This window comes from Deltaproteobacteria bacterium (genome assembly GCA_016933965.1).
Taxonomy (GTDB): Bacteria; Desulfobacterota; Syntrophia; order Syntrophales; family UBA2210; genus JAFGTS01.
In genome coordinates this window covers 109,336-131,483 of sequence record JAFGTS010000022.1, presented here as the reverse complement: position 1 = coordinate 131,483, position 22,148 = coordinate 109,336, and the positions used below count along the sequence as shown (strand labels likewise).

The following is a 22,148-nucleotide window of genomic DNA, read 5'->3' as shown; positions in this document are numbered from 1 at the left end:
TTTTGAAGGAGGATGCGATGAGAGACGCGCGCCTGGATATTCTTTTTGAACCTCTTGTCATGCCGAACATGGTCCTGAAGAACCGGCTCTTTATGGCCCCCATGGGAACGACGTTCATTGATCCCGTGCAGTTCAACGACTACCTTGTCGCCCGGGCACTCGGAGGGGTGGCCCTGATAACGACGGGAGAGATCTGTGTGGACCCCGGCGGTGGTGTCGGTGTGGCCGGGGAACCGCACCTCTATGAAGATGACGATATCGGCATCTTTGAGCCGGTGGTCAAGGCCGTTCAGCGGACGGGTGCCAGGATCGTCGCACAGTTGAACCATGCCGGGCGTTATTCCTTCGGACATCTGCTCGGCTGTCAGCCGGTTGCCCCGTCACCGGTTCCGTCACGTTACAGCGGAGAGGTCCCCCGCGAACTGAGCACTGAAGAAGCAGACGGCCTTGTCCATGCCTTTGCCCAAGCGGCCCGTCGCGCCCGGGACGCGGGATTTGACGGGATAGAGCTTTGCGGGTGTTCCGGCTACCTCATCAGTCAGTTCCTGTCCCCCCTCACCAATCAGCGAGAGGACAAGTACGGTGGGGACACAATGCAACGAGCCCTGTTCCTTCTGTCCATAATACGGGAGATACGACGGCTGACCGGGAAGGACTTCAACATTTCCGTCAAGTTCGACGGCGAAGACGGCATGAAGGGTGGAAGGACCCTGGAGGATTCACTGCTCGTCGCCCCCGAGCTTGTGCGGGCGGGTGCCGACCGTCTGCACATATGGGCGGGCTGGCATGAAGCGCCGCGTCCCATGCTTCCCCACTTCGTGCCGCGGGGCGCGTTTTCCCATCTGGCGGCGGCCGTCAAGGATGTCGTGAACGTTCCCGTGGCAACCGTGGGAAGGATCAACGACCCCTTTGTGGCTGCCGATATCCTGAGAAAGGGTGACGCGGACCTGATCGGCCTTGCCCGGGCGCTGCTCTGTGATCCCGAATTCGCTGTAAAGGCCGAGGAGGGCCGGTGCCGTGAAATACGAAAGTGTACGGCCTGCTGCCACTGTTTCGACCAGATCATGCGGGCCATGCTCGGCGAGAAGAATGTCTCGCTCACCTGCGCGCTGAATCCCGAATTGGGGCGCGAAGGAAACCCGATCGGCACGGCGGGCGTGAAGAAACGGGTCGTCGTCGTCGGCGGAGGGCCGTCCGGTATGGAGGCAGCGCGGGTCGCTGCGCTGCGCGGTCACGACGTGACGTTATTCGAAGGTGAAACCGCCCTGGGCGGCATGCTCACCCTGGCCTGCAAGCCTCCCTTCAAGGAAGAGCTGCAGAACATCATTGATTACTATACCTGCCAGATGGAACTGCTCCCCGTGAAGGTGAGGCTCGGTGAGACCTTTACGGAGGAACTGTTACAGGAGATAAAACCTGATGTGGTCATTCTCGCCGCGGGGGCCGAGGAGCAGATGCTTCCCATCCCCGGGATCGAGAGAGATGCCGTGGTGACCGCCGTCGAAGTGCTCCGTGAGAGTGTCGAGGTCGGCACGGAGGTCATTGTCGTCGGGGGAGGCATGATCGGCGTGGAAACCGCCGAGTTTCTCGCGGATCGGGGGAAACGGGTCACACTCGTGGAAATGATGGAAACCGTCGCCGGCGACGTCGGTTTTGCGGTCCGCTGGGGAATGCTGTCCCGGATCAAAAAGAAGGTAGCCATTCACACATCCACGAAGGCGGTGAGCATCGGAGAAGGATTCATTACCGTTGAGGACCGGCAGGGAGAAAAACGGGACATACCGGCGGATACCGTCGTTGTCGCCGTGGGACTTGCTCCCGTGAATGAACTGACCGGCGTGCTGGAACGCGCGGGCATTGAATATTATTCGACAGGTTCATGCCGGGAACCGGGCCAGGTCGCCGAGGCCGTATCCGATGCTTACGCCGTGGGCTGCCGGATATGATGTTTCTATCCTTTCAGCACACGCTCCATCAGTTCGGGGACCCGGTCCATTTCCAGCAGTTTGTCGAGAAAGTGGTCGGCCCCGGACTGCATGAAGGTCCTTTCCAGTTTTCTGAAATGCGGATTGGGATGATTGCAGAGCACAATAACTGCTGGTGACGGCTTTAATTCCTTGATCGCCCGGACCGCTTCCACGCAGTCAAATCCGTCCAGTTCGGAATCGAGGATTATCGCAGCCGGGGACTCCCGGCGTACCATCTCGATGGCGTCGCCGTCGGTGCTTGAAAGACAAATGATCTCCACGTCCGGAAAGGACGACAGCATTGCTGAAACTCCTTCGCGGCATGCCTGCGAATCATCGATGATACATACCTTCATCTACTTTTCCTGCGCAATAAAATCTAAGGGATAGTGCCAGTCGAGAAAATCATGTAAGGCGCGTTTGCGCAAGGATGATTTTAGTGGGTGTGAAATGGGTATACGAGATACTCACTATCCGGAGAAAAACCGGATGGATCAAGCACAATATGGTGGCCGGAGGAAAATCAATCCTTTACGGCCATATCATATCGCAAAAGAGGGGGTAGACCCGTCTCAGTCTTTCCAGTACCGTTCCCCGGAGGAGTGACAGTTCCTCTTCTGTGATTGGGTCGATCTCCGGGATCGTCCGTCCTGCCGTATCGAGGTCGAAGCCCGTGTTCCCGGCGACGGTTTCGATGCCGATGCCTGGGTATGTCGCGTCGAGGATGAGCCGTCCCTTGCTTTCATCGAAACGGAGCAGCGCCAGGGGGGTGACGCAGTGTGAAAAGACGCCCCGGCGCCAGGGGATGCTGTCATCTCGGGCCGAGCCATTCACGAAGTCGACGCGGGGCACGAAAAGTTTCTTCGTATGGGTGATGGTGAAGAAAATGGTCCGCTTCGCCATCATGATCATCATGTTCGACCCGGCCCCTCCGGGCAGGCGAAGCTTCGGCCGGTGGTAATCACCGATGACGGAGAGGTTGAAGTTGCCCTGCTGGTCTATCTGTATGCCGCTGAGAAAGAAGAGGTCTATCAGGCCCCGCTGGGCAAGGCCGAAGAACTCGTGAAGGCCGTCGGTGATCCGCATGTCCGGGTCGCCGTAAACAAGAGGTTCAATGTTCGGGGCGTGGCGCAGTTGCGCCAGGTACAGCGCCGCCGCCGGCAGGGGAGAGAGCGTTCCCACGGCGGCGATCTCCCCGTCCCGCACCAGCCGGGACAGGACGACGATCATTTGTTCAAAGGGGTGTACCGCTTGTTCGCTCATATCGCGTCTCCCTTCACAACCTCCAGGTAGGCTTCATGGTTTTCAGGTCCGGTGATGTATTTCTCCAGGTAGGCCCGGTAGGAATCGTCATTTTTGGCGGCCTCCATGTAACGGATGATATGGGCCGAATCAATACTGTAATGGCCTCGGCATGCCGTCGGGTGAGCCCCCTGCGGAGCGACGACGACGGCGTCAATGTGGGCGGCGGACACGTATACTCCGTGTCTGCCGGGCAGAAGGTCGTCGGGGTCCACCAGTTCTTCGACGACGGCGATGGTCTTCCGTGCTGCCATGGCAATGAGACGGTCGTTCCTGAAGCTGTCCGTTATGACGGCCCCGTACGGATCCCCCTGAAAGGCATGGATGACGGCCACGTCGGGGATGAGCGCGGGGACCGTAACGTACTCAACGCCGCTGTAGGGGTCTTTCACGAGCTTGAAATCCTTCCGAATGGTCATATAGTCGCTGTTGAGGAATCCCACCACGGGGGTAAAGGGAATGCCGTTGGCTCCAGCCTGGAGCGCCAGGAGTATGGCCGGTCACATGGTCTCAAGGTTCAAGAGCCTTCCCGATTCCGAGTATTTCCTGAATTGCGGCGCCAGGCCGAACTCGTCCATGACTATCTGGGGAAACTGGGCGGAAGCGACACAACCGGCGCCGATCAGCAGGTCCGCCACATAGCCGCCGGTCAGAACCGAGGTGAGGGCAAGATCGGTAACCCCTTTTTTTATGATCTCACGCACTACGGGCATGGGGTTCATGTCCATACCGGAACCAACGCCGAGATGCGTGCCAGACTCAACCATTTGTGCCGCCTGCGCCGCGGAAACGACCTTTTCTTTCATCCCTCCTCCTTTCGCGGTACCCGTGTCGTGCTCCTCCGGATTTTCATCAGAAAATGGACGGGATCAACCTCTTTCGGGGCGTGTCACGGGCTGGTTGAACATTATGCGGGAAGCGTGAGCCGGTATCGCTCGTCGACCAGCGCGTTGATGCGCTCCATTGCGATCCTGGTTATTTCATTGAATACGTCCTCGTATTTTTCCCGTGATTCCGCTGAAAAGATCTTAAAATCTTCATCTATTCGCAAGTCACGCAACGCCCCGTCGAAGGAAAGCGGTTCGCCGACGCGATAGATGACCTGCCCGCTCTTCGCGAAGGGGGAGCTTCCGGGATAGAGTGCGTCGGAATTATTGCAGCCGATGGGGACGATGGTTGTTTTCGTTCCCGCCGCAAGCTGCGCCATACCGGTCTTACCCTCGCCGAGGGTGGTCGACCGGGTCCCTTCGGGGAAGATGATGACATTGAGCTTCTTTTCGACAATGGCCGTGATGCTCAGTTCCGCAACACGGTCCATGACGGAGGCGTAATAATGCCTGATAAATTCCATGAAGTCGTCATGGATCTGCGCGGCCAGCTCCAGTCCCCTGTTGGAAGCCGCACCGAGCGCTTCGATCCTGCCGTCCACGAGGTCCTTGATGGCACGGTATTCATCTTCTTTCAGCCGCCGCCCCACCTTTTTCTCGAACATTTCTTCGATGAGGTATTTCATGGAGGGAACGGGTATGAGGTTGCACCAGTCAAGCATCTTTGCCAGAACGGCGTTCCGGTAGTATTTTCCCTTAACCCAGACCGTTGTGTAGGGATATTCCTTGAGTTTCCATAACTTATACTGGAGCGGCCAGTAATTGAACCGATCCGTGTGGTTCATGGCTAAAATGACGTTCTCGTCCTTCGGGATATGTTCGACACCGTCGATTCGGATATCCACCTTTGAAAAGAGGTGATAATTGGGTGTCAGGACGAGGTGGCCGATGACTTTCTGGAAATTGGGGACGGCCGATATTTTGATCCTGTTCAGATAGTCTAGGTCGACAAACATGTTTTTCTCCTGTCAGGGGATGACAACCGGCTGGAATTCAGACAACTGATTGGATTATACCCCTCAAGTATACCGGACTCAATAGATGGAAAACAGGATGAAGTCAAGAAAATGTGTATGACAGCTCTATAAAAAAGGCGGTCAAGGACAGAGTGCCCCTGACCGCCTCGGTCATGATCGTTGTGAAAAGGAACCTGATCCGTTATTCGGTCTTGATGGAAATCTTCTTTCCTTCAACAATGGCTTCCTTCGTTTTCGGAAGGCGGATCTGCAGGACGCCTTTCTTGAAGGTGGCTTTCACCTTTTCCGTATCAACTTCTTCCGGCAACGGGATCACACGGCTGAATGAACCGTAGCGACGCTCAACATGCCAGGAGCTTTCGTTCTTCTCTTCCTTCTCTTCCTTCTTCTCACCCTTCAGGGTCAGTGTATTGCCCGCCAGGAGCACCTCAATGTCTTTCTCATCCATTCCGGGGAGTTCCGCGTGAACGGTGATCTCCTTGCTGCTTTCCTTGATGTCTATGCTCGGCGAGAAATCACCGTACCACTCACCGAATTCCCTTAGGGGGGCGACATCGAAGTTGTGAAAGAAGGAATCAAAGAGATCGTTCATCTGGCGCTGCAGCGAGAAGAAAGGATGGTCTTCCTCACGCCGGGCCGGAAGGTTCCTTCGCGCTTTGTTTCTTGATACAATATCTCGTATTGTCATTTTAAATCCCTCCTTTCCTTATGAAGGTTTTACATCGATCTTTTTGGGTTTTGCCGGCTCAGCTTTCGGCAGGGTGAGCCATAGAACACCGTCTTTCATGGACGCCTCTATTTTTTCCTGGTCGATGATATCAGATATGGAGAAGGAACGACGGAAATCGCCGATATCGTATTCGGCATAGGTGATCCGGTGCTTTTCATAACGGTCCGGTTCAACCGTTCCCTGTATGGTCAGGACCCCCTTCTCAAGCGTGATATCGACAGTGTTTTCACTGACACCGGGCATATCGGCGCACAGCGTGATGCCGTCCGCTGTTTCCAGTATGTCCACCCGGGGGATATATACCTTCCGGTCCCGGGTCGGCTCCGTATCGACCGTTGACGGTACTACTTCCGTTTTTATATCTTTTGTCTTGTATGCCATGATCAACACCTCCCCTTACTCCGTTTTGATGGAGATCTTTTTGGGTTTATCCGCTTCGAGACCGGGAAGCGTTATGCTTAGAACACCCCGTTCATAGCGGGCGGCGACCCTGTTCGGATCGATCCTGAAGGAAAGCCGTACCTTTCTTTTGAACGTTCCGTGCTCACGTTCCTGACGATGGTACTTTTCTCCCTTCTTCAGGTCTTGCATCGTCCGTGAGCCGCTGATGGTGAGAACATCGCCTTCGACGGATATGTCGATATTTTCCGGGTTGATGCCGGGAATTTCAGAGGTCACGATCACGTCCTCATCCCCTCCCCAGATGTTTATCGCAGGATATTCTCTGGAGAAAGGAAGGCTTCGGCCCGAAAAGAGGCGGTTCATCTCCCTGTGCAGGTGATCAAGATCGTGCCAGGGGTCAAACATGCTGTTGAATTTTCTTACGTCGGAGAACAACATTGCTACACCCTCCTTTCATATATTTTTCTACAACTAACTAATTATATTGCTTTAATTGTCCTTGACCATAAGATAATCACCCTCTGTGTTTTGTCAAGGAGCGGTGTCGTCGGCGGTAAAAAGAACCGGTAATCAGTTCTTCAATGTAAGGAGATTCTGTAGTATAGGAAGGTGACACCGGCTGAACTGAATATTGTTGAGGAGGATACCATGAGTGATACCGATATCTACCGGCAGTTGGCAAAGAAGATAGGCATGGAAAATTCTGTGCTCATACCGGAAATATGGCGGCATATCTGTTCAGAAGAGGAGGCGGCAATTCTGGACGCAATGCCCGCCACGGCCGAAGACCTGGCACAGCGGTTCGGACGGTCACCGGAAGACATGAACAGGATACTGAACGAATTGTTCCTCAAGGGGGTCGTATTTGATTACACCAAGGAAGAGAAGACCGTTTACCGGATGCCCCGCCATATCATACAGTTTCATGATGCCACGATCCTCTGGAAAGAGGCTCCGGAGAAAATGATCGACCTCTGGATCAGGTATATGGAAGAGGAATTCCCCCAGATACCGGAGATGCTGACCGCGATCAACTATCCGGCTTTTTTCCGGGTCATCCCCATAAACGAAGGAATCGAAGCGAAAAGCAAGGTACTTCCCTATGAGGATGCAGCGGCCATCGTTGAGAAAGCGGACAATATCGCTGTTACGAACTGCACCTGCCGGCTTATAATGAAGAAGTGTGACAAGCCTCTGGAAGTCTGCCTGCAGCTCAACAAGGGGGCCGATTACGCGATCAGGCGCGGGACGGGCCGGAAGATAAGTGTTGATGAAGCCAAGCGGATACTGAAGGAATGCGAAGAGGCGGGCCTGGTTCACACCACTGAAAATAAATCAGGGGTCGGAACGGTCCTGTGTAATTGCTGTGAGTGCTGCTGTGAAGCGCTTCCCTATCTGAAAAATCCCGCGACGAGAGGGATCGTGGCCCCGAGCAGATACCGTGCCTCCGTGGAGACGGAATTCTGCACGGCCTGTGGTTCCTGTATAGATATCTGTCCTGTTGAAGCCCTGGCGCTTGACGATGACGGTGATTGCGCCGTGGTCGACGAAGACCTCTGTATCGGATGCGGCCTCTGCACAGGCGTGTGCCCCGTGGAAGCCGTCATGCTTGTTCAGATTCGGGAGGAATCGTTTATACCCGCGTGAGCGGCAGTTCTGTCAGTGCCGTCAGGATGCCGTGTCCGCGGCGACCCGGAACCCGCCGAACCGGAATTTGTACATCGGATACAGCCTGGTTCTGCTTGCCGAGCGGAGATGAGTAGCATCGTTATACCAGGAACCACCGCGATGTGTCCTGTATTCCTTTGATGCGGGGCCTGCGACAGGGGCTGTTGATTCCTCCGCGACTCCATGCCGGCTTTCGCTACACCATTCCCAGACATTTCCATGCATGTCGAAGAGTCCCCAGGGATTCGGGGGGAAGCTTCCGGCAGGCATGGGGGCATCCATGTAAATGCCGCCTTCACAGCCGGGGTAGGGCCGGTTTCCATCGAAGTTCGCCTGCGCGGCGGTGATACAGGAGCCGGTATTGAAAGGTGACGTCGTTCCGGCACGGCAGGCGTATTCCCATTCGGCCTCGGTGGGAAGACGATATTTTTTTGTCTTTTCCATGCTGTTGAGCTTTCTGACAAAATCGACGGCTTCATACCAGGTCACGCTCTCCACCGGACAGTGAGGACCGCAGTGCTTGTAATAGAACGGCACGGTCCCCATAACCGCCTTCCATTGTTCCTGGGTTACCTCGGTCGTCTGGAGAAAGAAGGGTTTTTCAATGGTGACCGCGTGCTGCAGCTCGTTGACATCTCTTCCTTTTTCGCCTGGAGGGCTTCCCATGAGAAACGTTCCCGGGGGGATGAGGAGAAATTCCATGCCGATGCTGTTCGTAAAGGCGGTCCCGGTGAAATACTTGGACGTGTCAAGGGCCGCTTTTTCGTGGCCGCATCCCGTGCACAGAAGGATTCCGCCCAAGAGACACAGCAGGACCGACCAGGCCCGGGGAGGTCGCTTCCATGCTCTTTTTCTTGATTCCATTGATTGTCCTCCTTTATGCACACATCCTAACCCGCGAGGCACGGGTGTCGCGCCGCCATCGTTTCGTCGAGACGGCGAACCTTGCATTTCAGGGGTGCCTCGTGAAGCAATCCGGGGTTTTCAGAAGCTTCCCGGCAAATGGATTTCATTGCTTCAATAAAGAGGTCGATCTCCTCTTTTGATTCCGTTTCCGTTGGTTCTATCATAATTGCCCCCGGTACGACGAGAGGAAAATATATCGTAGGGGGATGGAATCCCAGGTCCATGAGCCTCTTGACCATGTCGAGCGTCGAAACTTTGAAGGGGTTTTGCAGTTTGTCGGAGAAGACGCACTCATGCATGCAGGGTACGTCATAGGGCAGGTAGAGGGAGCCCTTCAATTTTTCCTTTATGTAATTGGCGTTGAGGACGGCCATCTGACTCGCCTGTTTCAGCCCTTCCGCTCCCATCGTGCGGATGTAGCAATATGCCTTGAGCATGACCCCCACATTTCCATAAAAGGCCTGGACCCTGCCGATCGATCGTGGTTGGTCCTGCGAGAGGTGATACTTCCCTTTTTCTTCGATGACGCGCGGAACGGGCAGGTAGGGCGCGAGGTTTTCCTTCACGCACACGGGACCGGAACCCGGACCGCCGCCGCCGTGGGGGGTCGAAAAGGTCTTATGAAGGTTGAGATGGATGATATCAATGCCGATATCCCCCGGCCTGACGATCCCCATGAGGGCGTTCATATTTGCTCCGTCGCCGTAAAGCAGACCCCCCTTGGCGTGAACAATGTCCGCGATATCCCGGATGTTCTCCTCGAAGAGTCCCAGCGTGTTGGGATTGGTCACCATGATACCCGCCGTTTCTTCATCCATCACGGCGGCGATGGCATCCGGAGAGAGGATGCCCCGCTCGTTTGATGCGACCGGCACCGGTTGATACCCGCAAAGGGCGGCACTGGCCGGATTCGTTCCGTGGGCGGTATCGGGGACGATGATCTTCGTCCTGCGGCTGCCCATTCCGGCGTGATAGGCATGCATGAGCAGCATGCCCGTTAATTCACCCTGGGCACCGGCCGCGGGCTGCAGCGTGGCGGCGTCCATGCCCGTGATCTCACAGAGCCATGTTTCCAGTTCATGCATGATCCTGAGAATGCCCTGGGCCAGAAGGGAAGGAAGCAGGGGGTGGGCGGCGGAAAACCCCGGCAGGGCGGCAAGCTTCTCATTTATTTTCGGGTTGTACTTCATCGTGCACGAGCCCAGAGGGTACATGCCGCTGTCCACGCTGAAATTGCACTGGGACAAACGGGTGAAATGCCGTACCACGTCCAGTTCGCTGAGGTCGGGCAGGTCAACCCCTTCGCTGATGAGCGTTTCATCAAGGGGGTGCGTGTCGACATCACGGCGTGGTTGTGAATAGGCGCGTCGCCCTCGTTTCCCCCTTTTCCAGAGCGAGCCTTCGTTGTGGACAAGTCCGGTGGTGCCCGTGAACGTACTCATGATTTTGCCTCCGTGACCAGAGCGTCCATATCTTCTTTTGAAATGACCTCGGTGACGCATAAAAGATAATGGTCGGTCAGCTCGGGATAGTACGGATCGAGCGGCAGACCGGCGACGATCCCTTTCTCCAGCATTCGTTTGTATATCGATTCGGAACCGGCCGGCATTTTCACGACGAACTCGTTAAAGGTCGGTTTCGGAAAGGGGATCTCAAAACGGGCCTTTCTGAAAAGTTCTTTCAGGTATTCCGTTTTATCATAGTTGAGGCGGGCCAGGTCCCGCATGCCGGTGGCCCCGAGGGACGCCAGGTACACCGTCGCCGCCAGGGCGCAGAGGCTGTTGTTCGTGCAGATGTTCGACGTCGCCTTCCCGCGACGGATATGCTGCTCCCGGGTTGCCAGCGTCAGCACGTATCCATCACGGCCGTCGACATCTTTTGTCCTGCCCACGAGTCTTCCGGGCATGTGCCGGACATATTCCATTTTTGTCGCGAACATGCCGAGACCGGGACCGCCGAAGCTCTGTGAAATGCCGAGACTCTGACCTTCACCGCACACGATATCGGCGCCCAGGCTTCCCGGGTTTTTATAGAGGCCGTAGGCAAGCGGTTCCGTAAAGACCGTTATGAACAGTGCCTGCTTTTTGTGAGCGAGGTCGGCTGCCTGAGCAAGAGCTTCGATGCATCCGAAAAAGTTGGGTGACTGCAGGGCGACAGCGGCGAGCTCATCCACATTATCAAGGCTCGCGCAATCGGTTGTTCCGTTCTCACCGGCCGAGATCTCGATGATCTCGTGGCCCGAAGGTTCGAGATAGGTCCTGACCACGTCCCGGTAAAAAGGGTGGATCAGGTTTGACAATGCCACGGTCTTTCTTTTTGTGACGCGCGCCGCCATGAGCAGGGCTTCGGCGAGAGCCGACGCGCCGTCGTACAGGGAGGCGTTCGATATCTCCATTCCCAGGAGACGGGCCATCAATGTCTGGTACTCGTATATCGCCTGGAGGGTCCCCTGGCTCAGCTCCGGCTGGTAGGGCGTGTAGGATGTGACGAATTCCGTCCGGTTCAGGATATGCGTCAGCGATTCCGGAACATAATGGCGGTAGCTTCCCGCGCCGAGAAATATCGTGTACTCCGGTTCCCGGGCCGTCATTTCAGCGAGCGCGCCCATGTGGTCCTTCAGTTCCCATTCCGTGAGGTTCGCGGGGAGGTCCAGGTCTTTGCCTGCCCGGCATTCGGCCGGTATCATCGTGAAAAGATCGGAAACGCTTGGCGTGCCGACCGCCTCGAGCATGGCCGCAATGTCTTCGTCGGTATGAGGAATATAGGGCATAGGGTTCCGTTCCTTTCCGTGCTGTTTCAAGTGTTCTTGCTCTCTCAGGTCCCAACGGGACGTCCCTCTTTCACGAACAGCGAACCGAGCCGTCCGTAGATGTCACCATGAAAAAGGTCGATCCTGTTCGCCTGATTGGTTCCCTCGTAGATCTGTGTGATCTTTGCGTCACGATAGCTTTTCTCGAGACCGTACCGATAGGACATGCCTTCGATCCCCGCTATGTCAAGCACGCGAACCGATATCCGGGTCGCCAGATCGGTGCCGGCCACCTTCACCGCCGAGCCTTCCTTGACGAAATCCTCCACCCGTTCGTCTGAGACGAGTGACTGTTTGAGCCGTGCTGCCATGTTCTCAATGATCGCTGAGCCGGCCAGCTTTTTAACGGTATTTGCCATAAGAAAGGATTCCGGTACGATCCTGAGCAGCGCCCGAACCGGCAGATTTTCAAAAAGCCGCATGACATGGAGCGTATCAACGGATACGGCAAAATTGTAACAGGCCGCCCGGACCGTCTTGATGTCCTTCAACATGTCCGCGAGAGCTATCTGCACCCAGTCTTCTTCAATGAGACGATGGCCGCGCACCGACACGCCCGCGGCAAAGCCGACACACCGCTCAAAGGCGCCCCGGGCGACACCCAGGGCGGCGGCACCGATGAACCCCCGCGTCGTCGAGAGAATTTCCCTGGTATGCCGCAACCCCCGTCCCGGCGGTTCCCAACAGTTTTCCTCGGGAACAAAGAGGTTCTCAAAGATCAATTCCGCCGTCTGGGACGCTTTCTGGCCGCATTTGCGCTCGACCTTGCCGACGGCATATCCCTTCGAATCCGCCGGTATGAGAAAGGTCGCCATCGATTCGAGCGGCGCCGCGCGGTCCGTGGGAATGGTCGCTATCACATAATGGGCGAGACTCCCGTTCGTGATGAAACATTTTGTTCCGTTGATCAGGTACCCGCCTTTCACTTTTTCCGCCCAGGTGGAGGGTCTCATGGTGCGCATGGCCTGCGCGTCTTCCACATCGGTGCCGGCGCTCGGCTCCGTGATGGCCCAGGCCCAGAACAACGGCCGCTCCGCGCGCTGCGCCTCTATCATGTCACTGATGACCCGCATAAGGATCCCCGTCCTGAATTCAACAAGGGCACCGAGAAGGCCGAAATTATTGAACAGAATATTTGCCGTCATTCCCATACAGGCTGATGTCATCTCTTCGCAGAGGATCGTTGCTCCCAGCGCCGTGTACCCGAGGCCTCCCATTTTTTCCGGTATGAGGGCAACGGTCAGTTTTTCACTGTTCGCCCGGCGCCAGAGCTCCCAGTCAAAATACCGCGGGTCATCGGTGCAGCGCGAGTCAATGTCGAGGACCCGCGGAAGCATGACCCTCTCCGCGAAATCCCGGCCGGTTTTCAGGGCCGCCTCGGCCCTTCGTATGTATGACGGATTGCATGCCTTCAGTCTTGTGAGGGCCGGGACGGTATCGACCAGGTCGGTCGGCGCGACATGAGAAAGGAATCGGATCACTCTTCTCCCCCGAGCATGGCCACGTAGGCTTTCTGCTCCATGAGGCCATCCAGTTCCGCTATATCGGCTGGTTTGATCACCACAAGCCATCCTTCATTATAGGGTTGCTGGTTCACCAGTTCCGGTGTTTCCTCGAGTGCCGTGTTTATCTCGACGATCTCTCCCCCCACGGGCATGTACAGGTCCGAAACGACCTTGACCGATTCAATGGAGCCGAACTCCTGTCCTTTGTCAAATACAGAGCCCACTTCGGGAAGTTCGACGAACACAATGTCCCCGAGCTGGTCCTGGGCGTAATCGCTGATGCCGACACGAACCAGGTCGGCTTCCCGCCGCGCCCACTCGTGGTCCTTCGCGTATCGCAGGTCATCCGGTATCGAAAGTTCTTGAATTTCTTTCATAAGTCTCTCCTTTGGACCGTGGTATGTTTTTCAAATCCGAAACCCCCTTGACCGCCTCCCTTCAGAGCATCTCGCCCAGGGGCCGCCGCGCCGTCCGGTCCGGCCGGACGTCCGTCGCGATCATTACCTCGATGCTTCGACGCTTGTCCCGCAGATGTATCCGTTCTTCCGGGTCAAGTCTCCTGTTCACCTTGACGAATCCGCAGCACAGGCCGCGGGGTGAAAATCCTTCCGGTTTCTCCGGGCTGGCAATACTGTAGATCCGGCCCTCGACCCGGTCGATCCCCATATCGGTGGCGCAGGTGAGCACGGTCCCGATCTCCCTTCCTTCACGGTCATATACCCGGGCCGGATCGCCGACGGACACCTTTCTCAGGTCAAAACCCGCAAAAGGGTAGGTGTGATCGGCATGACCGGTGTTTTGCAGTGCTTCCGCTCCTATGAAGTCTTTCGTGAATCCCGGGGCGTCTTCCTTGTGCGGCAGGGCGAACAGCCAGGGGTTCCGCGCAAAGGGCCAGGCACCGATGTCCTGATGGGAAAGAGGGAGCACGGCGCCCGCGCGCAACGAATCCCTCGCCGCGAGCCCGCAGGTGATCATGCCCTGTTTCATGCCCGCGTCGAGCAGCATCTCCCAGAGATCGAGGAGATGATCGCGTTCCATGAAGAGCTCGAAGCCGAACTCTCCCGTATAACCCGTCCGTGAAAGAAGGAAGGCCCTTCCGTCCTTCATACGCGGAGCGTCAGGTGAGGCCGTCTTTTTGTCGAAACGGCCCTTGAAACTGAAATAGGGCATTTCCCGCAGTACGTCCCCGGGATTTTCCAACACCATTTTCATAATCCCGCCGCTTGCCGGACCCTGAATATCGACCTTTCCCACCTGGTCCGTAAGATCGGTGATGATGACGCTTCGGCCCGACCTGTTTGCGGACAGATGGGCCGTTATCGCAACACCCATGCCGGCGTTCACAACGATCATATAATCCGTCTCGTCCAGGCGATAGACGATGGCGTCATCGATCGTGCACCCCTCAGGGTCGAGAAAAATGCCGTAGACGCATCTTCCCGGAACCAGCGGGCCCTTGTTCTTTCCGATGCATGAGGTGAGGTCCTTCGTGAAACAGTACTGGAGCAGGTCGAAGGCATCAGACCCGGACAGGGTGATGACCGCCATATGGCTCGTATCAAAGAGGCCCGCTGCGGTCAGAACGGAACAGTGTTCCGTTTTTGCCCCCGTCCCATACCAGAGGGGCATCTCGTAGCCTCCAAAAACGGACATGTTGGCGCCGTGACCCCTGTGCCAGTCAATCAGCGGTGTTGACTTGACATTTTCACCCATTGATTTTCCCCCGGTAGATAATTTCAAAGGCGGGCCGTATGATATGTTTCATACGGTCATCGCCCGGGGATTGTCAACCAGTTTTTTCGCGGCGGGACCGGCGAAGGCCGGTATCTTTCAGGAGCACCGTGTCCTTCAACCAGTTCCGGTCGTCTCTTTCGGGGTAGTCGATGTTAAAGTGAAGACCGCGGCTTTCCTTTCTCATCCGGGCGCATTCGATGATGAGCTTCGCCACGGTGGCGATGTTCCTGAGCTCGAGAAGATCAGAAGTGATCTTGAAGTTCCAGTAATATTCGTCTATTTCCTGGCTGATAACGTCGATCCTGCGCTGCGCCCGCTCAAGTCTCTTCTTCGAACGCACGATCCCCACATAGTTGGACATGCACATCCTGATCTCGTCCCAGTTGTGGGAAACCACGATGGATTCATCGCTTTCCGTCGCTCCGCCGGGGTTCCAGGATGGTATCTGAATGGATATGTCACGGGCGTCCGGCAGTAGTTCGGTGATCCGCGTGATGGCATTGTGGGAAAAGACGAGTGCTTCAAGAAGCGAATTGCTTGCGAGCCTGTTGGCGCCGTGAAGGCCGGAGCAGGCGACCTCTCCGCAGGCGAAGAGGCGGTCGATGTTGGTCTGGCCCCATGGATCGATCGCGACGCCGCCGCACTGGTAGTGGGCCGCCGGTGCCACCGGTATGGGGTCTTCCGACATGTCAATGCCGAATTCAAGGCATTTCCCGTATATGTAAGGAAATCGCCCCGCGAGGAAGTTACGGTCACGGTGAGTGATGTCGAGCAGAACGAACTGGTCCCCCGATTTTTTCAGTTCAGCGTCGATGGCCTGCGCCACCACGTCGCGGGGTGCCAGGTCCTTCATGGGGTGATACCGTTCCATGAAGGGCGTGCCGTCCTGCAGCTTGAGGATCCCTCCTTCGCCGCGGACCGCCTCGCTGATGAGGAATGATTTTACCTCGGGATGGAAGAGGCACGTGGGATGGAACTGAATGAACTCCATGTTGTTGATCTCCGCGCCGGCCCGGTAGGCCATCGCGACGCCGTCACCCGTGGCGATGTCGGGGTTGGTGGTGATGAGATACACTTTCCCGGAACCGCCGGTTGCCAGCACCGTGAAACGGGCGCGGAAGGTATGGACACAGTTGTTCTCGATATCGAAGACATAGGCTCCGAGGCAGGTGTCGCGCCTGCCCCTGCCGACGTCGGTAAGCTGGGATTTGGTGATGAGATTCACGGCGAAGTGATTCTCGTAGATCGAGATGTTCTTTTTTGATGATACCTTTTCTATCAGGGCCCGTTCTATTTCTCTTCCCGTCAGGTCTTCGGCGTGAAGGACACGCCGGTGACTGTGACCGCCTTCCCGTCCCAGATCATATTCGGAAGAATAGACCTCTTCCGACCTAGTGAAGTGAACCCCCCAGTCGATCAATTCCCTGATCCGATCCGGACCCTCGGTGACGACCATTCGTACGATCGGTTCCTTGCAGAGCCCGGCACCGCACTGAAGCGTATCTTCCACATGTGAGCCGAAACTGTCCCGCTCCGTCGTGACGGCCGCGATCCCCCCCTGGGCATAGTTGGTGTTCGACTCAACCTTCTCTTTCTTGGTGACCACGGCCACCGTTCCCAGTTCCGATGCCTTGATGGCGAAACACAGTCCGGCGATACCACTGCCGAGAATGAGAAAATCACTTTGAATTTCCATTTTTCATCCCTGTCTATTTACAAACGACGGGCTTTCTTATATACCTTTTTCGATCCTTTGCAAAGGGACATCTTTCCCGCGGGCGTTCAATGCCTTCGGGAGCGAGTATTCATTATATCAGGGAACGGTCCATGCTTGTTTTGGGAATAGAATCATCCTGTGACGAAACCGCCGCCGCCGTTGTGGCCGACGGGACACGGGCATTGTCGAACGTGATCGCCTCTCAGATAGACATCCACACACGGTTCGGCGGTGTTGTGCCTGAAATAGCCTCGCGAAAGCATATCGAAGCGATCATGCCCGTTATCCAGGAGGCGCTTGACGGCGCGGGTGTTACCATGAGCGATATTGACGGCATTGCCGTGACCCGGGGACCCGGTCTCGTGGGTTCGCTCCTGGTGGGCCTTACCACCGCCAAGGCACTGGCGTATGCACGGGGTCTTCCCTTTGTCGGGGTGAATCACATCGAGGGCCATATCGCCGCCGTTTTTCTCGCGGAGAACCGCCCTGATTTTCCCTTTGCGGCGCTGGTCGTGTCGGGCGGTCATACGAATATCTACCGGGTCGACGGTTTCGAAAGCTTTACGGTCCTGGGACAGACCAGGGATGATGCCGCCGGAGAAGCCCTTGACAAGGCGGCAAAGATGCTTGACCTCGGATATCCGGGTGGCGTCGTCATCGACCGGCTTTCGAGGGGGGGTAATACGTCGTACATCCGGTTTCCCCAGGCCATGCGCGGAAGCAATGATTTCAGCTTCAGCGGGCTGAAGACATCCTTGCTTACCTACCTCAAAAAACGGGAAACTCCCGTTTCAAAGGACGAATTACCACATATAACGGCAAGTTATCTGGAAGCGGTGGTGGAAGTGCTCGTTGAAAAGACCCTTCGGGCGGCCGGTGAGCATGGTCTTGCCCGTGTCGTCGTTTCGGGAGGTGTCGCTGCGAACAGCAGGCTCCGGGAGCGTTTCCGTCAGGAAGGGGAGGCCAGGGGGATCGATATCTTCGTTCCGCCACCGGTGCTCTGCACGGACAACGCGGCGATGGTGGCCGTTGTGGGGACGCATCTTCTCGCCGCGGGAAGGAGGGACGGCTATGACCTGGCACCCGTTTCCCGGTGGCCCCTCGACGACAGACCGAAACCCGGTGGTTGCTGAGGTTCGCGTGACGGCGGTAAGAAAGGGGTGCCGCAACCGGTCATGACGACGCCCTGGGAACTCATCAAAAAATATGGATTGCGTCCCCGAAAGGGACTGGGGCAATCATTTCTCATCGATCCGAACATCATCGGCAAGATCGTCAATGCCGCGGATATCGGGAAAGACGACCGGGTCATTGAGATCGGCGCCGGCCTCGGTGTCATGACGGCCCGTATCGCCGAGCGGGCCCAGAGCGTTGTGGCGATCGATGTCGACCCCGTGATGATCGGAATCCTCCGCAGCGAGTTGATGGAGTTTCCGAATCTGACCGTGCTGGAAGCCGACGTTCTGACCTGTGATTTTGCCTCTTTTCTCGACGGTATGGTCGGTACGCCGTCGACGGTGAAGGTCCTCGGAAACATACCCTATAATATTTCCAGCCAGATACTCTTTCACCTGCTCTCATCGCGGCGGGTCATTTCCTCGATGGTCCTTATGTTTCAGAAGGAGGTGGCGGACCGCATAACGGCGTCGCCCGGAGGCCGTGACTATGGGATCCTCTCGGTCCTGACGGCCCGGTACGCCCGTTCGTGGAAGATGATGGCCGTTCCTCCCCATTGTTTTTACCCAAAGCCCCGAGTCGATTCCGCGGTGCTTAAATTCGAGATCCTCGACAAGCCGCGGGGAGATGTCGCGGACGATGAACTTTTCACCACCGTTGTGAGGACCGCCTTTGCCCGGAGGAGAAAGACGCTGCTGAACAACCTCAGGACTGCTTCCTTTCTGGATCGAACGGGCCTGGACCCCGGGGAACTTCTTGCCTCTCTCGGCATCGACGGCCGGAGAAGAGGTGAAACGCTGACCGTGGAAGAATTCGTTGCGATAACCCGGGCGGTCTCTGAGAAATGACTGTCGGGGCTCGGGAATCGTTATTCGTAATCCATAATCCATAATCCGTAATCCGTATATGTTTTCGCCCCACGCCCTTGCCCGTTTGTGGAACTTTTTTACGAATTCATCACAGAAATTACTTGACAATTATGTGTTACATCTGTTAGGCAGGTGCCGAAAAAAACCGCCTGGATCCGGGAACGGACTGGGACGGAAGGTTTGAAACAATGTATTACGAGGATGATACCGCAGGCCTCCCGTCTCCGACGTGGGGCTTTTTTATTGTGGAACGATGAAAGTTATTGAAACTGTTCATGAAATGCAGAGATATTCCGAGTCCCTCAGGGGGCAGGGGACCAAAATAGCTTTTGTTCCCACCATGGGGTATCTTCACCGGGGACATCTGAGCCTGATGGAAGAGGGGCGAAGAAGGGGAGATCGTCTGGTCGTCAGCATTTACGTGAACCCGACACAGTTCGGGCCGAGCGAGGACCTCGACAAGTATCCCCGGGATTTTCAGCGTGACGAGATGCTTGCCCGTGAAGCAGGCTGCGACGTCATTTTTTATCCATCCAATGCCGAGATGTATCCCCCGCAGTATCAAACCTATGTGACCGTAGAGAACGTTACGCAGAATCTCTGTGGTCTTACGAGGCCCGGCCACTTCAGAGGAGTGGCCACGGTCTGCGCCAAGCTCTTCAACATCGTCAAACCTCACGTGACCATATTCGGAAGAAAAGATTTTCAGCAGCTTGTTGTGATTCAGCGGATGGTGAAAGACCTCAACATGGACCTCGAGGTCGTCGGCCTCCCGACGGTTCGGGAAGCGGACGGCCTGGCCATGAGTTCGCGCAACTCCTATCTGAAGGAAGACGAGCGGGAATCGGCGCTGAGCCTCAGCCGTTCCCTGAAGCTCGCGGCCGGTCTTTATGACCGGGGAGAAAGAAGTGCCGGAAAGATCATTCAGGCTGTTCGGGATTTCATCGACAAGCATTCCGGTACGAAGGTCGATTATGTAAAGATCTGCGACACGGCGACCATGGAGGACGTCGAAACCCTTTCAGGTGAATCCGTGCTGGCCCTGGCGGTCTGGGTTGGTGTGCCGCGATTGATCGATAATTACGTATTCGGTGAACCTCTTGAAATATAAAAAACATGAAGGGCGGGGTGAATCATGCAGAGGATAATGCTGAAATCAAAGCTGCACCGGGCCACGGTAACCGACGCGTCCCTCCACTATGAGGGCAGCATCACGATCGATGAGAATCTCATGGAGATCGCCGATATCGTGAATCATGAAAAGGTTGACATCTACAATGTGTCCAACGGGGAGAGGTTCTCAACCTATGTGATTCCGGGGAAAAGGGAGTCGGGTGTCATCTGTCTCAACGGTGCCGCGGCGAGGAAATGTTCAAAAGGGGACCTGATCATCATTGCCAGTTATGTCAACGTGGACGAGAGCGAGGTGAAAGGCTGGAAGGCCACCTGTGTTCTCCTCGGCAATGAAAACAAGGTCAAAAAGATCAACCGGTGACAACAGGAAAGACCGATTCCGGGATCACGTCACAGAAGTATCTGAAAACGGGGCACTGAAGCCCCGTTTTTTGTCGGGAAAAGATAGGTTGAAATAACAGGGGGTTTTTGATAACAAAGGCTCGCTTTACATGAAGGGGTTTATGACGGCATGTCAATGCGTAAAAAACTGAAGAACACATTTCTGACAGGTATCGCCGCTATTATCCCGATAGCGGCGACCATATACATTATCCTGTTCATAATCAAGTTTCTGAACAGGATCGTTGATATCGTTCCGGCCCGGTTCCAGCTCAAGAACCTGCTTCCCTTTCCCATTCCGGGCCTTGATATTCTCATAGCCCTGATCCTGATACTGGTCCTGGGACTCATCGTCAAGAGCTATATCGGCAATAAGGTCGTACAGATCGGTGAAAGGATCGTTGCCAGGATACCTCTTGTAAGTGGTATCTACGGTGCCGTGAAAAAACTTGTCGATGCCCTGTTCAGCGAAAAGGCCAACAGTTTCAAAAAGGTGGTCCTTATCGAGTATCCGCGCAAGGGACTGTATTCCATTGCCTTTGTAACGGGCGAAGCCAAGGGAGAGGTCCAGCAGAAAACGAATCAGCACTGCATCAATCTCTTTGTGCCCACGACACCGAATCCGACATCAGGGTTTTACATCATGGTCCCCGAGGGTGACGTGGTCAATCTTAACATGACCGTGGAGGAGGCCTTCCGTCTTATCATATCGGGCGGCATCATAGCGCCGGAGAAGGTCAAGGATGCGGAGCGACCGGGTGAAGTGCAGAAAACGATAAAATAAATCATGATAAAGGGGAAGTCTGTATGTTGATAACAGCTGAAGCAGTTAAGGTGGGACATCCGGATGTTGTGGCCGACACGATCGCGGCGAACCTGATAGCCGAGATACTCGACAAGGAAAAGCAGGAAGGTATGGACATCAATACGATGCCCCATTGCGGTCTCGAGGTGTTTCTGGGGAAGGGGTACTGTATCGTCGGCGGTGAGGTATCAACGAGGATATACGTGGATATCGAACGGTCCATCAGAAAAACCGTTCTTGCTCTGGGATATAACGATGCCGCCGTCGGACTGAACGGTCATTCCATGGGCGTGTTCAATGCCATCATCCCCCAGTCTCCGGACATCAACATAGGAACGAGGGCTGACCTCGGTAAATACAAGGAGATCGGGGCCGGCGACCAGGGCATCATGTTCGGGTTCGCCTGTGATGAAACCCCGGAACTACTTCCCCTGACCTATGTCCTTGTCAACAAGATGATGAAGGTCTTTGAGAACTGCGACAATCCCGTGTTCGCCCCGGACGGAAAGGGCCAGGTCACTGTCGAGTATGATGACGAGACCATGAAACCCCTCAGGGTGGCAAAGGTCCTTATGTCGAACGCCATCGATTACCGGTACGTGACGACCAGTAACGAAGTGGAGTCCATAGCGAAAAAGATGGCCTTTGAGTGCCTGGATGAGTGGGTGGATGACGGGACGGAATTCCTCTTCAACCCGACCGGCGAGTGGCAGGCCGTTCATTCGTGCAGCGCCGCCGACTCGGGAATAACGGGCCGGAAACTCGTCTGCCAGCTCTACGGAGCATATCCCGGCGCGCAACTCGGCGGCGGGTCCATTGTGAACAAGTCGCCGGAAAAGGTCGACTGCTCCGCCGTGTTCGGGACCCGTTACGCGGCAAAGAACGTGGTGGCCGCCGGTCTTGCCCGGAAGTGTTCTCTCCAGATCGCCTACGCGATCGGCGTGGCGAAACCCATGTCGCTTTATGTGAATACATACGGCACGGGAGTTCTTCCGGACCGCGAAATATCCCGCATCGTCGAGCAGGTCTTTGATTTTACCCCCCGGGCGATGATCGAGAACTTTGAACTTCTCAACGGTGACACCTACAGAAAGATCGCCCGGTCACTCTTCCTCGATGATTATCCCTGGGAGAAGACCGACAAGGCAAACGCGCTGAGAAAGGAAGCCGGTATCTGAT

Annotated in this window: 23 protein-coding genes; 8 read left to right on the top strand and 15 right to left on the bottom strand. The window is 55.9% G+C overall.

Annotated features, from left to right (window positions below):
• Positions 1-17: 17 nt before the first annotated feature.
• On the top strand, positions 18-1,946 hold the full coding sequence (locus JXO48_05340) for an FAD-dependent oxidoreductase (GenBank protein MBN2283295.1): 1,929 nt from the start codon (positions 18-20) through the stop codon (positions 1,944-1,946).
• A gap of 5 nt (positions 1,947-1,951) precedes the next feature.
• On the opposite strand, the gene JXO48_05335 is transcribed toward JXO48_05340, so the two are convergent.
• The 8 genes from JXO48_05335 to JXO48_05300 all read right to left on the bottom strand — a co-directional run bounded on the left by JXO48_05335 (position 1,952) and on the right by JXO48_05300 (position 6,703).
• Positions 1,952-2,323 (bottom strand): response regulator transcription factor, encoded by a 372-nt coding sequence (locus JXO48_05335; GenBank protein MBN2283294.1) that lies wholly within the window; start codon positions 2,321-2,323, stop codon positions 1,952-1,954.
• A gap of 175 nt (positions 2,324-2,498) precedes the next feature.
• Positions 2,499-3,230, bottom strand: coding sequence for a hypothetical protein (locus JXO48_05330; GenBank protein MBN2283293.1), 732 nt, complete (start codon positions 3,228-3,230; stop codon positions 2,499-2,501).
• The gene (locus JXO48_05325) at positions 3,227-3,715 is read right to left on the bottom strand and encodes a hypothetical protein (GenBank protein MBN2283292.1); all 489 of its coding nucleotides are present in this window, start codon (positions 3,713-3,715) and stop codon (positions 3,227-3,229) included. Before JXO48_05325 ends, JXO48_05330 begins: the two co-directional genes overlap by 4 nt.
• A 54-nt stretch (positions 3,716-3,769) precedes the next feature.
• Positions 3,770-4,075 (bottom strand): hypothetical protein, encoded by a 306-nt coding sequence (locus JXO48_05320; GenBank protein ID MBN2283291.1) that lies wholly within the window; start codon positions 4,073-4,075, stop codon positions 3,770-3,772.
• 101 nt (positions 4,076-4,176) lie between these two features.
• A complete protein-coding gene (locus JXO48_05315) occupies positions 4,177-5,112 on the bottom strand; it encodes a 1-acyl-sn-glycerol-3-phosphate acyltransferase (GenBank protein MBN2283290.1) in 936 nt (311 codons plus the stop codon).
• A 202-nt stretch (positions 5,113-5,314) separates the two neighbouring features.
• Complete coding sequence (locus JXO48_05310) at positions 5,315-5,821, bottom strand: Hsp20/alpha crystallin family protein (GenBank protein MBN2283289.1); 507 nt, start codon at positions 5,819-5,821, stop codon at positions 5,315-5,317.
• An 18-nt stretch (positions 5,822-5,839) separates the two neighbouring features.
• Entirely contained in the window at positions 5,840-6,244 is a 405-nt protein-coding gene (locus JXO48_05305) for an Hsp20/alpha crystallin family protein (protein MBN2283288.1), read from the bottom strand.
• Positions 6,245-6,259: 15 nt separating this feature from the next.
• Positions 6,260-6,703: an Hsp20/alpha crystallin family protein gene (locus tag JXO48_05300; GenBank protein ID MBN2283287.1), complete on the bottom strand. Its 444-nt coding sequence runs from the start codon at positions 6,701-6,703 to the stop codon at positions 6,260-6,262.
• 210 nt (positions 6,704-6,913) lie between these two features.
• Here JXO48_05300 and JXO48_05295 point away from each other — a divergent pair, with 210 nt between their 5' ends.
• A complete protein-coding gene (locus JXO48_05295; GenBank protein MBN2283286.1) occupies positions 6,914-7,912 on the top strand; it encodes a 4Fe-4S binding protein in 999 nt (332 codons plus the stop codon).
• Between the two features lie 21 nt (positions 7,913-7,933).
• On the opposite strand, the gene JXO48_05290 is transcribed toward JXO48_05295, so the two are convergent.
• From JXO48_05290 to nadB, 7 genes are all read right to left on the bottom strand, one after another.
• Complete coding sequence (locus JXO48_05290; GenBank protein ID MBN2283285.1) at positions 7,934-8,797, bottom strand: formylglycine-generating enzyme family protein; 864 nt, start codon at positions 8,795-8,797, stop codon at positions 7,934-7,936.
• Between the two features lie 26 nt (positions 8,798-8,823).
• Entirely contained in the window at positions 8,824-10,281 is a 1,458-nt protein-coding gene (gcvPB, locus tag JXO48_05285) for an aminomethyl-transferring glycine dehydrogenase subunit GcvPB (GenBank protein ID MBN2283284.1), read from the bottom strand.
• Complete coding sequence (gene gcvPA / locus JXO48_05280) at positions 10,278-11,609, bottom strand: aminomethyl-transferring glycine dehydrogenase subunit GcvPA (GenBank protein MBN2283283.1); 1,332 nt, start codon at positions 11,607-11,609, stop codon at positions 10,278-10,280. Before gcvPA ends, gcvPB begins: the two co-directional genes overlap by 4 nt.
• Before the next feature lie 44 nt (positions 11,610-11,653).
• Positions 11,654-13,129, bottom strand: coding sequence for an acyl-CoA dehydrogenase family protein (locus tag JXO48_05275; protein ID MBN2283282.1), 1,476 nt, complete (start codon positions 13,127-13,129; stop codon positions 11,654-11,656).
• Positions 13,126-13,530 carry a glycine cleavage system protein GcvH gene (gene gcvH / locus JXO48_05270; GenBank protein ID MBN2283281.1) on the bottom strand — a complete coding sequence of 135 codons (405 nt, stop codon included), beginning with the start codon at positions 13,528-13,530 and terminating at the stop codon, positions 13,126-13,128. The genes JXO48_05275 and gcvH overlap by 4 nt, the downstream gene beginning before the upstream one ends.
• A 61-nt stretch (positions 13,531-13,591) precedes the next feature.
• Positions 13,592-14,866: an aminomethyl transferase family protein gene (locus JXO48_05265; GenBank protein MBN2283280.1), complete on the bottom strand. Its 1,275-nt coding sequence runs from the start codon at positions 14,864-14,866 to the stop codon at positions 13,592-13,594.
• A 73-nt stretch (positions 14,867-14,939) separates the two neighbouring features.
• Positions 14,940-16,583 (bottom strand): L-aspartate oxidase, encoded by a 1,644-nt coding sequence (nadB, locus tag JXO48_05260; protein MBN2283279.1) that lies wholly within the window; start codon positions 16,581-16,583, stop codon positions 14,940-14,942.
• Between the two features lie 131 nt (positions 16,584-16,714).
• Between nadB and tsaD the strand changes: the two genes are divergently transcribed.
• The 6 genes from tsaD to JXO48_05230 all read left to right on the top strand — a co-directional run bounded on the left by tsaD (position 16,715) and on the right by JXO48_05230 (position 22,147).
• Positions 16,715-17,737, top strand: coding sequence for a tRNA (adenosine(37)-N6)-threonylcarbamoyltransferase complex transferase subunit TsaD (gene tsaD, locus JXO48_05255; protein ID MBN2283278.1), 1,023 nt, complete (start codon positions 16,715-16,717; stop codon positions 17,735-17,737).
• A 42-nt stretch (positions 17,738-17,779) separates the two neighbouring features.
• On the top strand, positions 17,780-18,628 hold the full coding sequence (gene rsmA / locus JXO48_05250) for a ribosomal RNA small subunit methyltransferase A (protein MBN2283277.1): 849 nt from the start codon (positions 17,780-17,782) through the stop codon (positions 18,626-18,628).
• A gap of 274 nt (positions 18,629-18,902) precedes the next feature.
• Positions 18,903-19,760, top strand: coding sequence for a pantoate--beta-alanine ligase (locus tag JXO48_05245; protein ID MBN2283276.1), 858 nt, complete (start codon positions 18,903-18,905; stop codon positions 19,758-19,760).
• Between the two features lie 24 nt (positions 19,761-19,784).
• Positions 19,785-20,144, top strand: coding sequence for an aspartate 1-decarboxylase (locus tag JXO48_05240; GenBank protein ID MBN2283275.1), 360 nt, complete (start codon positions 19,785-19,787; stop codon positions 20,142-20,144).
• A 150-nt stretch (positions 20,145-20,294) separates the two neighbouring features.
• Positions 20,295-20,948: a DUF502 domain-containing protein gene (locus tag JXO48_05235; GenBank protein ID MBN2283274.1), complete on the top strand. Its 654-nt coding sequence runs from the start codon at positions 20,295-20,297 to the stop codon at positions 20,946-20,948.
• A gap of 23 nt (positions 20,949-20,971) precedes the next feature.
• Positions 20,972-22,147, top strand: coding sequence for a methionine adenosyltransferase (locus JXO48_05230; GenBank protein ID MBN2283273.1), 1,176 nt, complete (start codon positions 20,972-20,974; stop codon positions 22,145-22,147).
• Position 22,148: the final 1 nt, after the last annotated feature.

Coding starts and splice junctions, on each gene's coding strand:
- tsaD (MBN2283278.1), top strand. CDS start 16,715: ATGCTTGTTTTGGGAATAGAATCATCCTGTGACGAAACCGCCGCCGCC.
- JXO48_05265 (MBN2283280.1), bottom strand. CDS start 14,866: ATGGGTGAAAATGTCAAGTCAACACCGCTGATTGACTGGCACAGGGGT.
- JXO48_05230 (MBN2283273.1), top strand. CDS start 20,972: ATGTTGATAACAGCTGAAGCAGTTAAGGTGGGACATCCGGATGTTGTG.
- JXO48_05340 (MBN2283295.1), top strand. CDS start 18: ATGAGAGACGCGCGCCTGGATATTCTTTTTGAACCTCTTGTCATGCCG.
- JXO48_05305 (MBN2283288.1), bottom strand. CDS start 6,244: ATGGCATACAAGACAAAAGATATAAAAACGGAAGTAGTACCGTCAACG.
- gcvPB (MBN2283284.1), bottom strand. CDS start 10,281: ATGAGTACGTTCACGGGCACCACCGGACTTGTCCACAACGAAGGCTCG.
- gcvH (MBN2283281.1), bottom strand. CDS start 13,530: ATGAAAGAAATTCAAGAACTTTCGATACCGGATGACCTGCGATACGCG.
- JXO48_05330 (MBN2283293.1), bottom strand. CDS start 3,230: ATGAGCGAACAAGCGGTACACCCCTTTGAACAAATGATCGTCGTCCTG.
- JXO48_05295 (MBN2283286.1), top strand. CDS start 6,914: ATGAGTGATACCGATATCTACCGGCAGTTGGCAAAGAAGATAGGCATG.
- JXO48_05320 (MBN2283291.1), bottom strand. CDS start 4,075: ATGAAAGAAAAGGTCGTTTCCGCGGCGCAGGCGGCACAAATGGTTGAG.
- JXO48_05235 (MBN2283274.1), top strand. CDS start 20,295: ATGTCAATGCGTAAAAAACTGAAGAACACATTTCTGACAGGTATCGCC.
- nadB (MBN2283279.1), bottom strand. CDS start 16,583: ATGGAAATTCAAAGTGATTTTCTCATTCTCGGCAGTGGTATCGCCGGA.
- JXO48_05290 (MBN2283285.1), bottom strand. CDS start 8,797: ATGGAATCAAGAAAAAGAGCATGGAAGCGACCTCCCCGGGCCTGGTCG.
- JXO48_05310 (MBN2283289.1), bottom strand. CDS start 5,821: ATGACAATACGAGATATTGTATCAAGAAACAAAGCGCGAAGGAACCTT.
- JXO48_05300 (MBN2283287.1), bottom strand. CDS start 6,703: ATGTTGTTCTCCGACGTAAGAAAATTCAACAGCATGTTTGACCCCTGG.
- JXO48_05240 (MBN2283275.1), top strand. CDS start 19,785: ATGCAGAGGATAATGCTGAAATCAAAGCTGCACCGGGCCACGGTAACC.
- gcvPA (MBN2283283.1), bottom strand. CDS start 11,609: ATGCCCTATATTCCTCATACCGACGAAGACATTGCGGCCATGCTCGAG.
- rsmA (MBN2283277.1), top strand. CDS start 17,780: ATGACGACGCCCTGGGAACTCATCAAAAAATATGGATTGCGTCCCCGA.
- JXO48_05335 (MBN2283294.1), bottom strand. CDS start 2,323: ATGAAGGTATGTATCATCGATGATTCGCAGGCATGCCGCGAAGGAGTT.
- JXO48_05245 (MBN2283276.1), top strand. CDS start 18,903: ATGAAAGTTATTGAAACTGTTCATGAAATGCAGAGATATTCCGAGTCC.
- JXO48_05315 (MBN2283290.1), bottom strand. CDS start 5,112: ATGTTTGTCGACCTAGACTATCTGAACAGGATCAAAATATCGGCCGTC.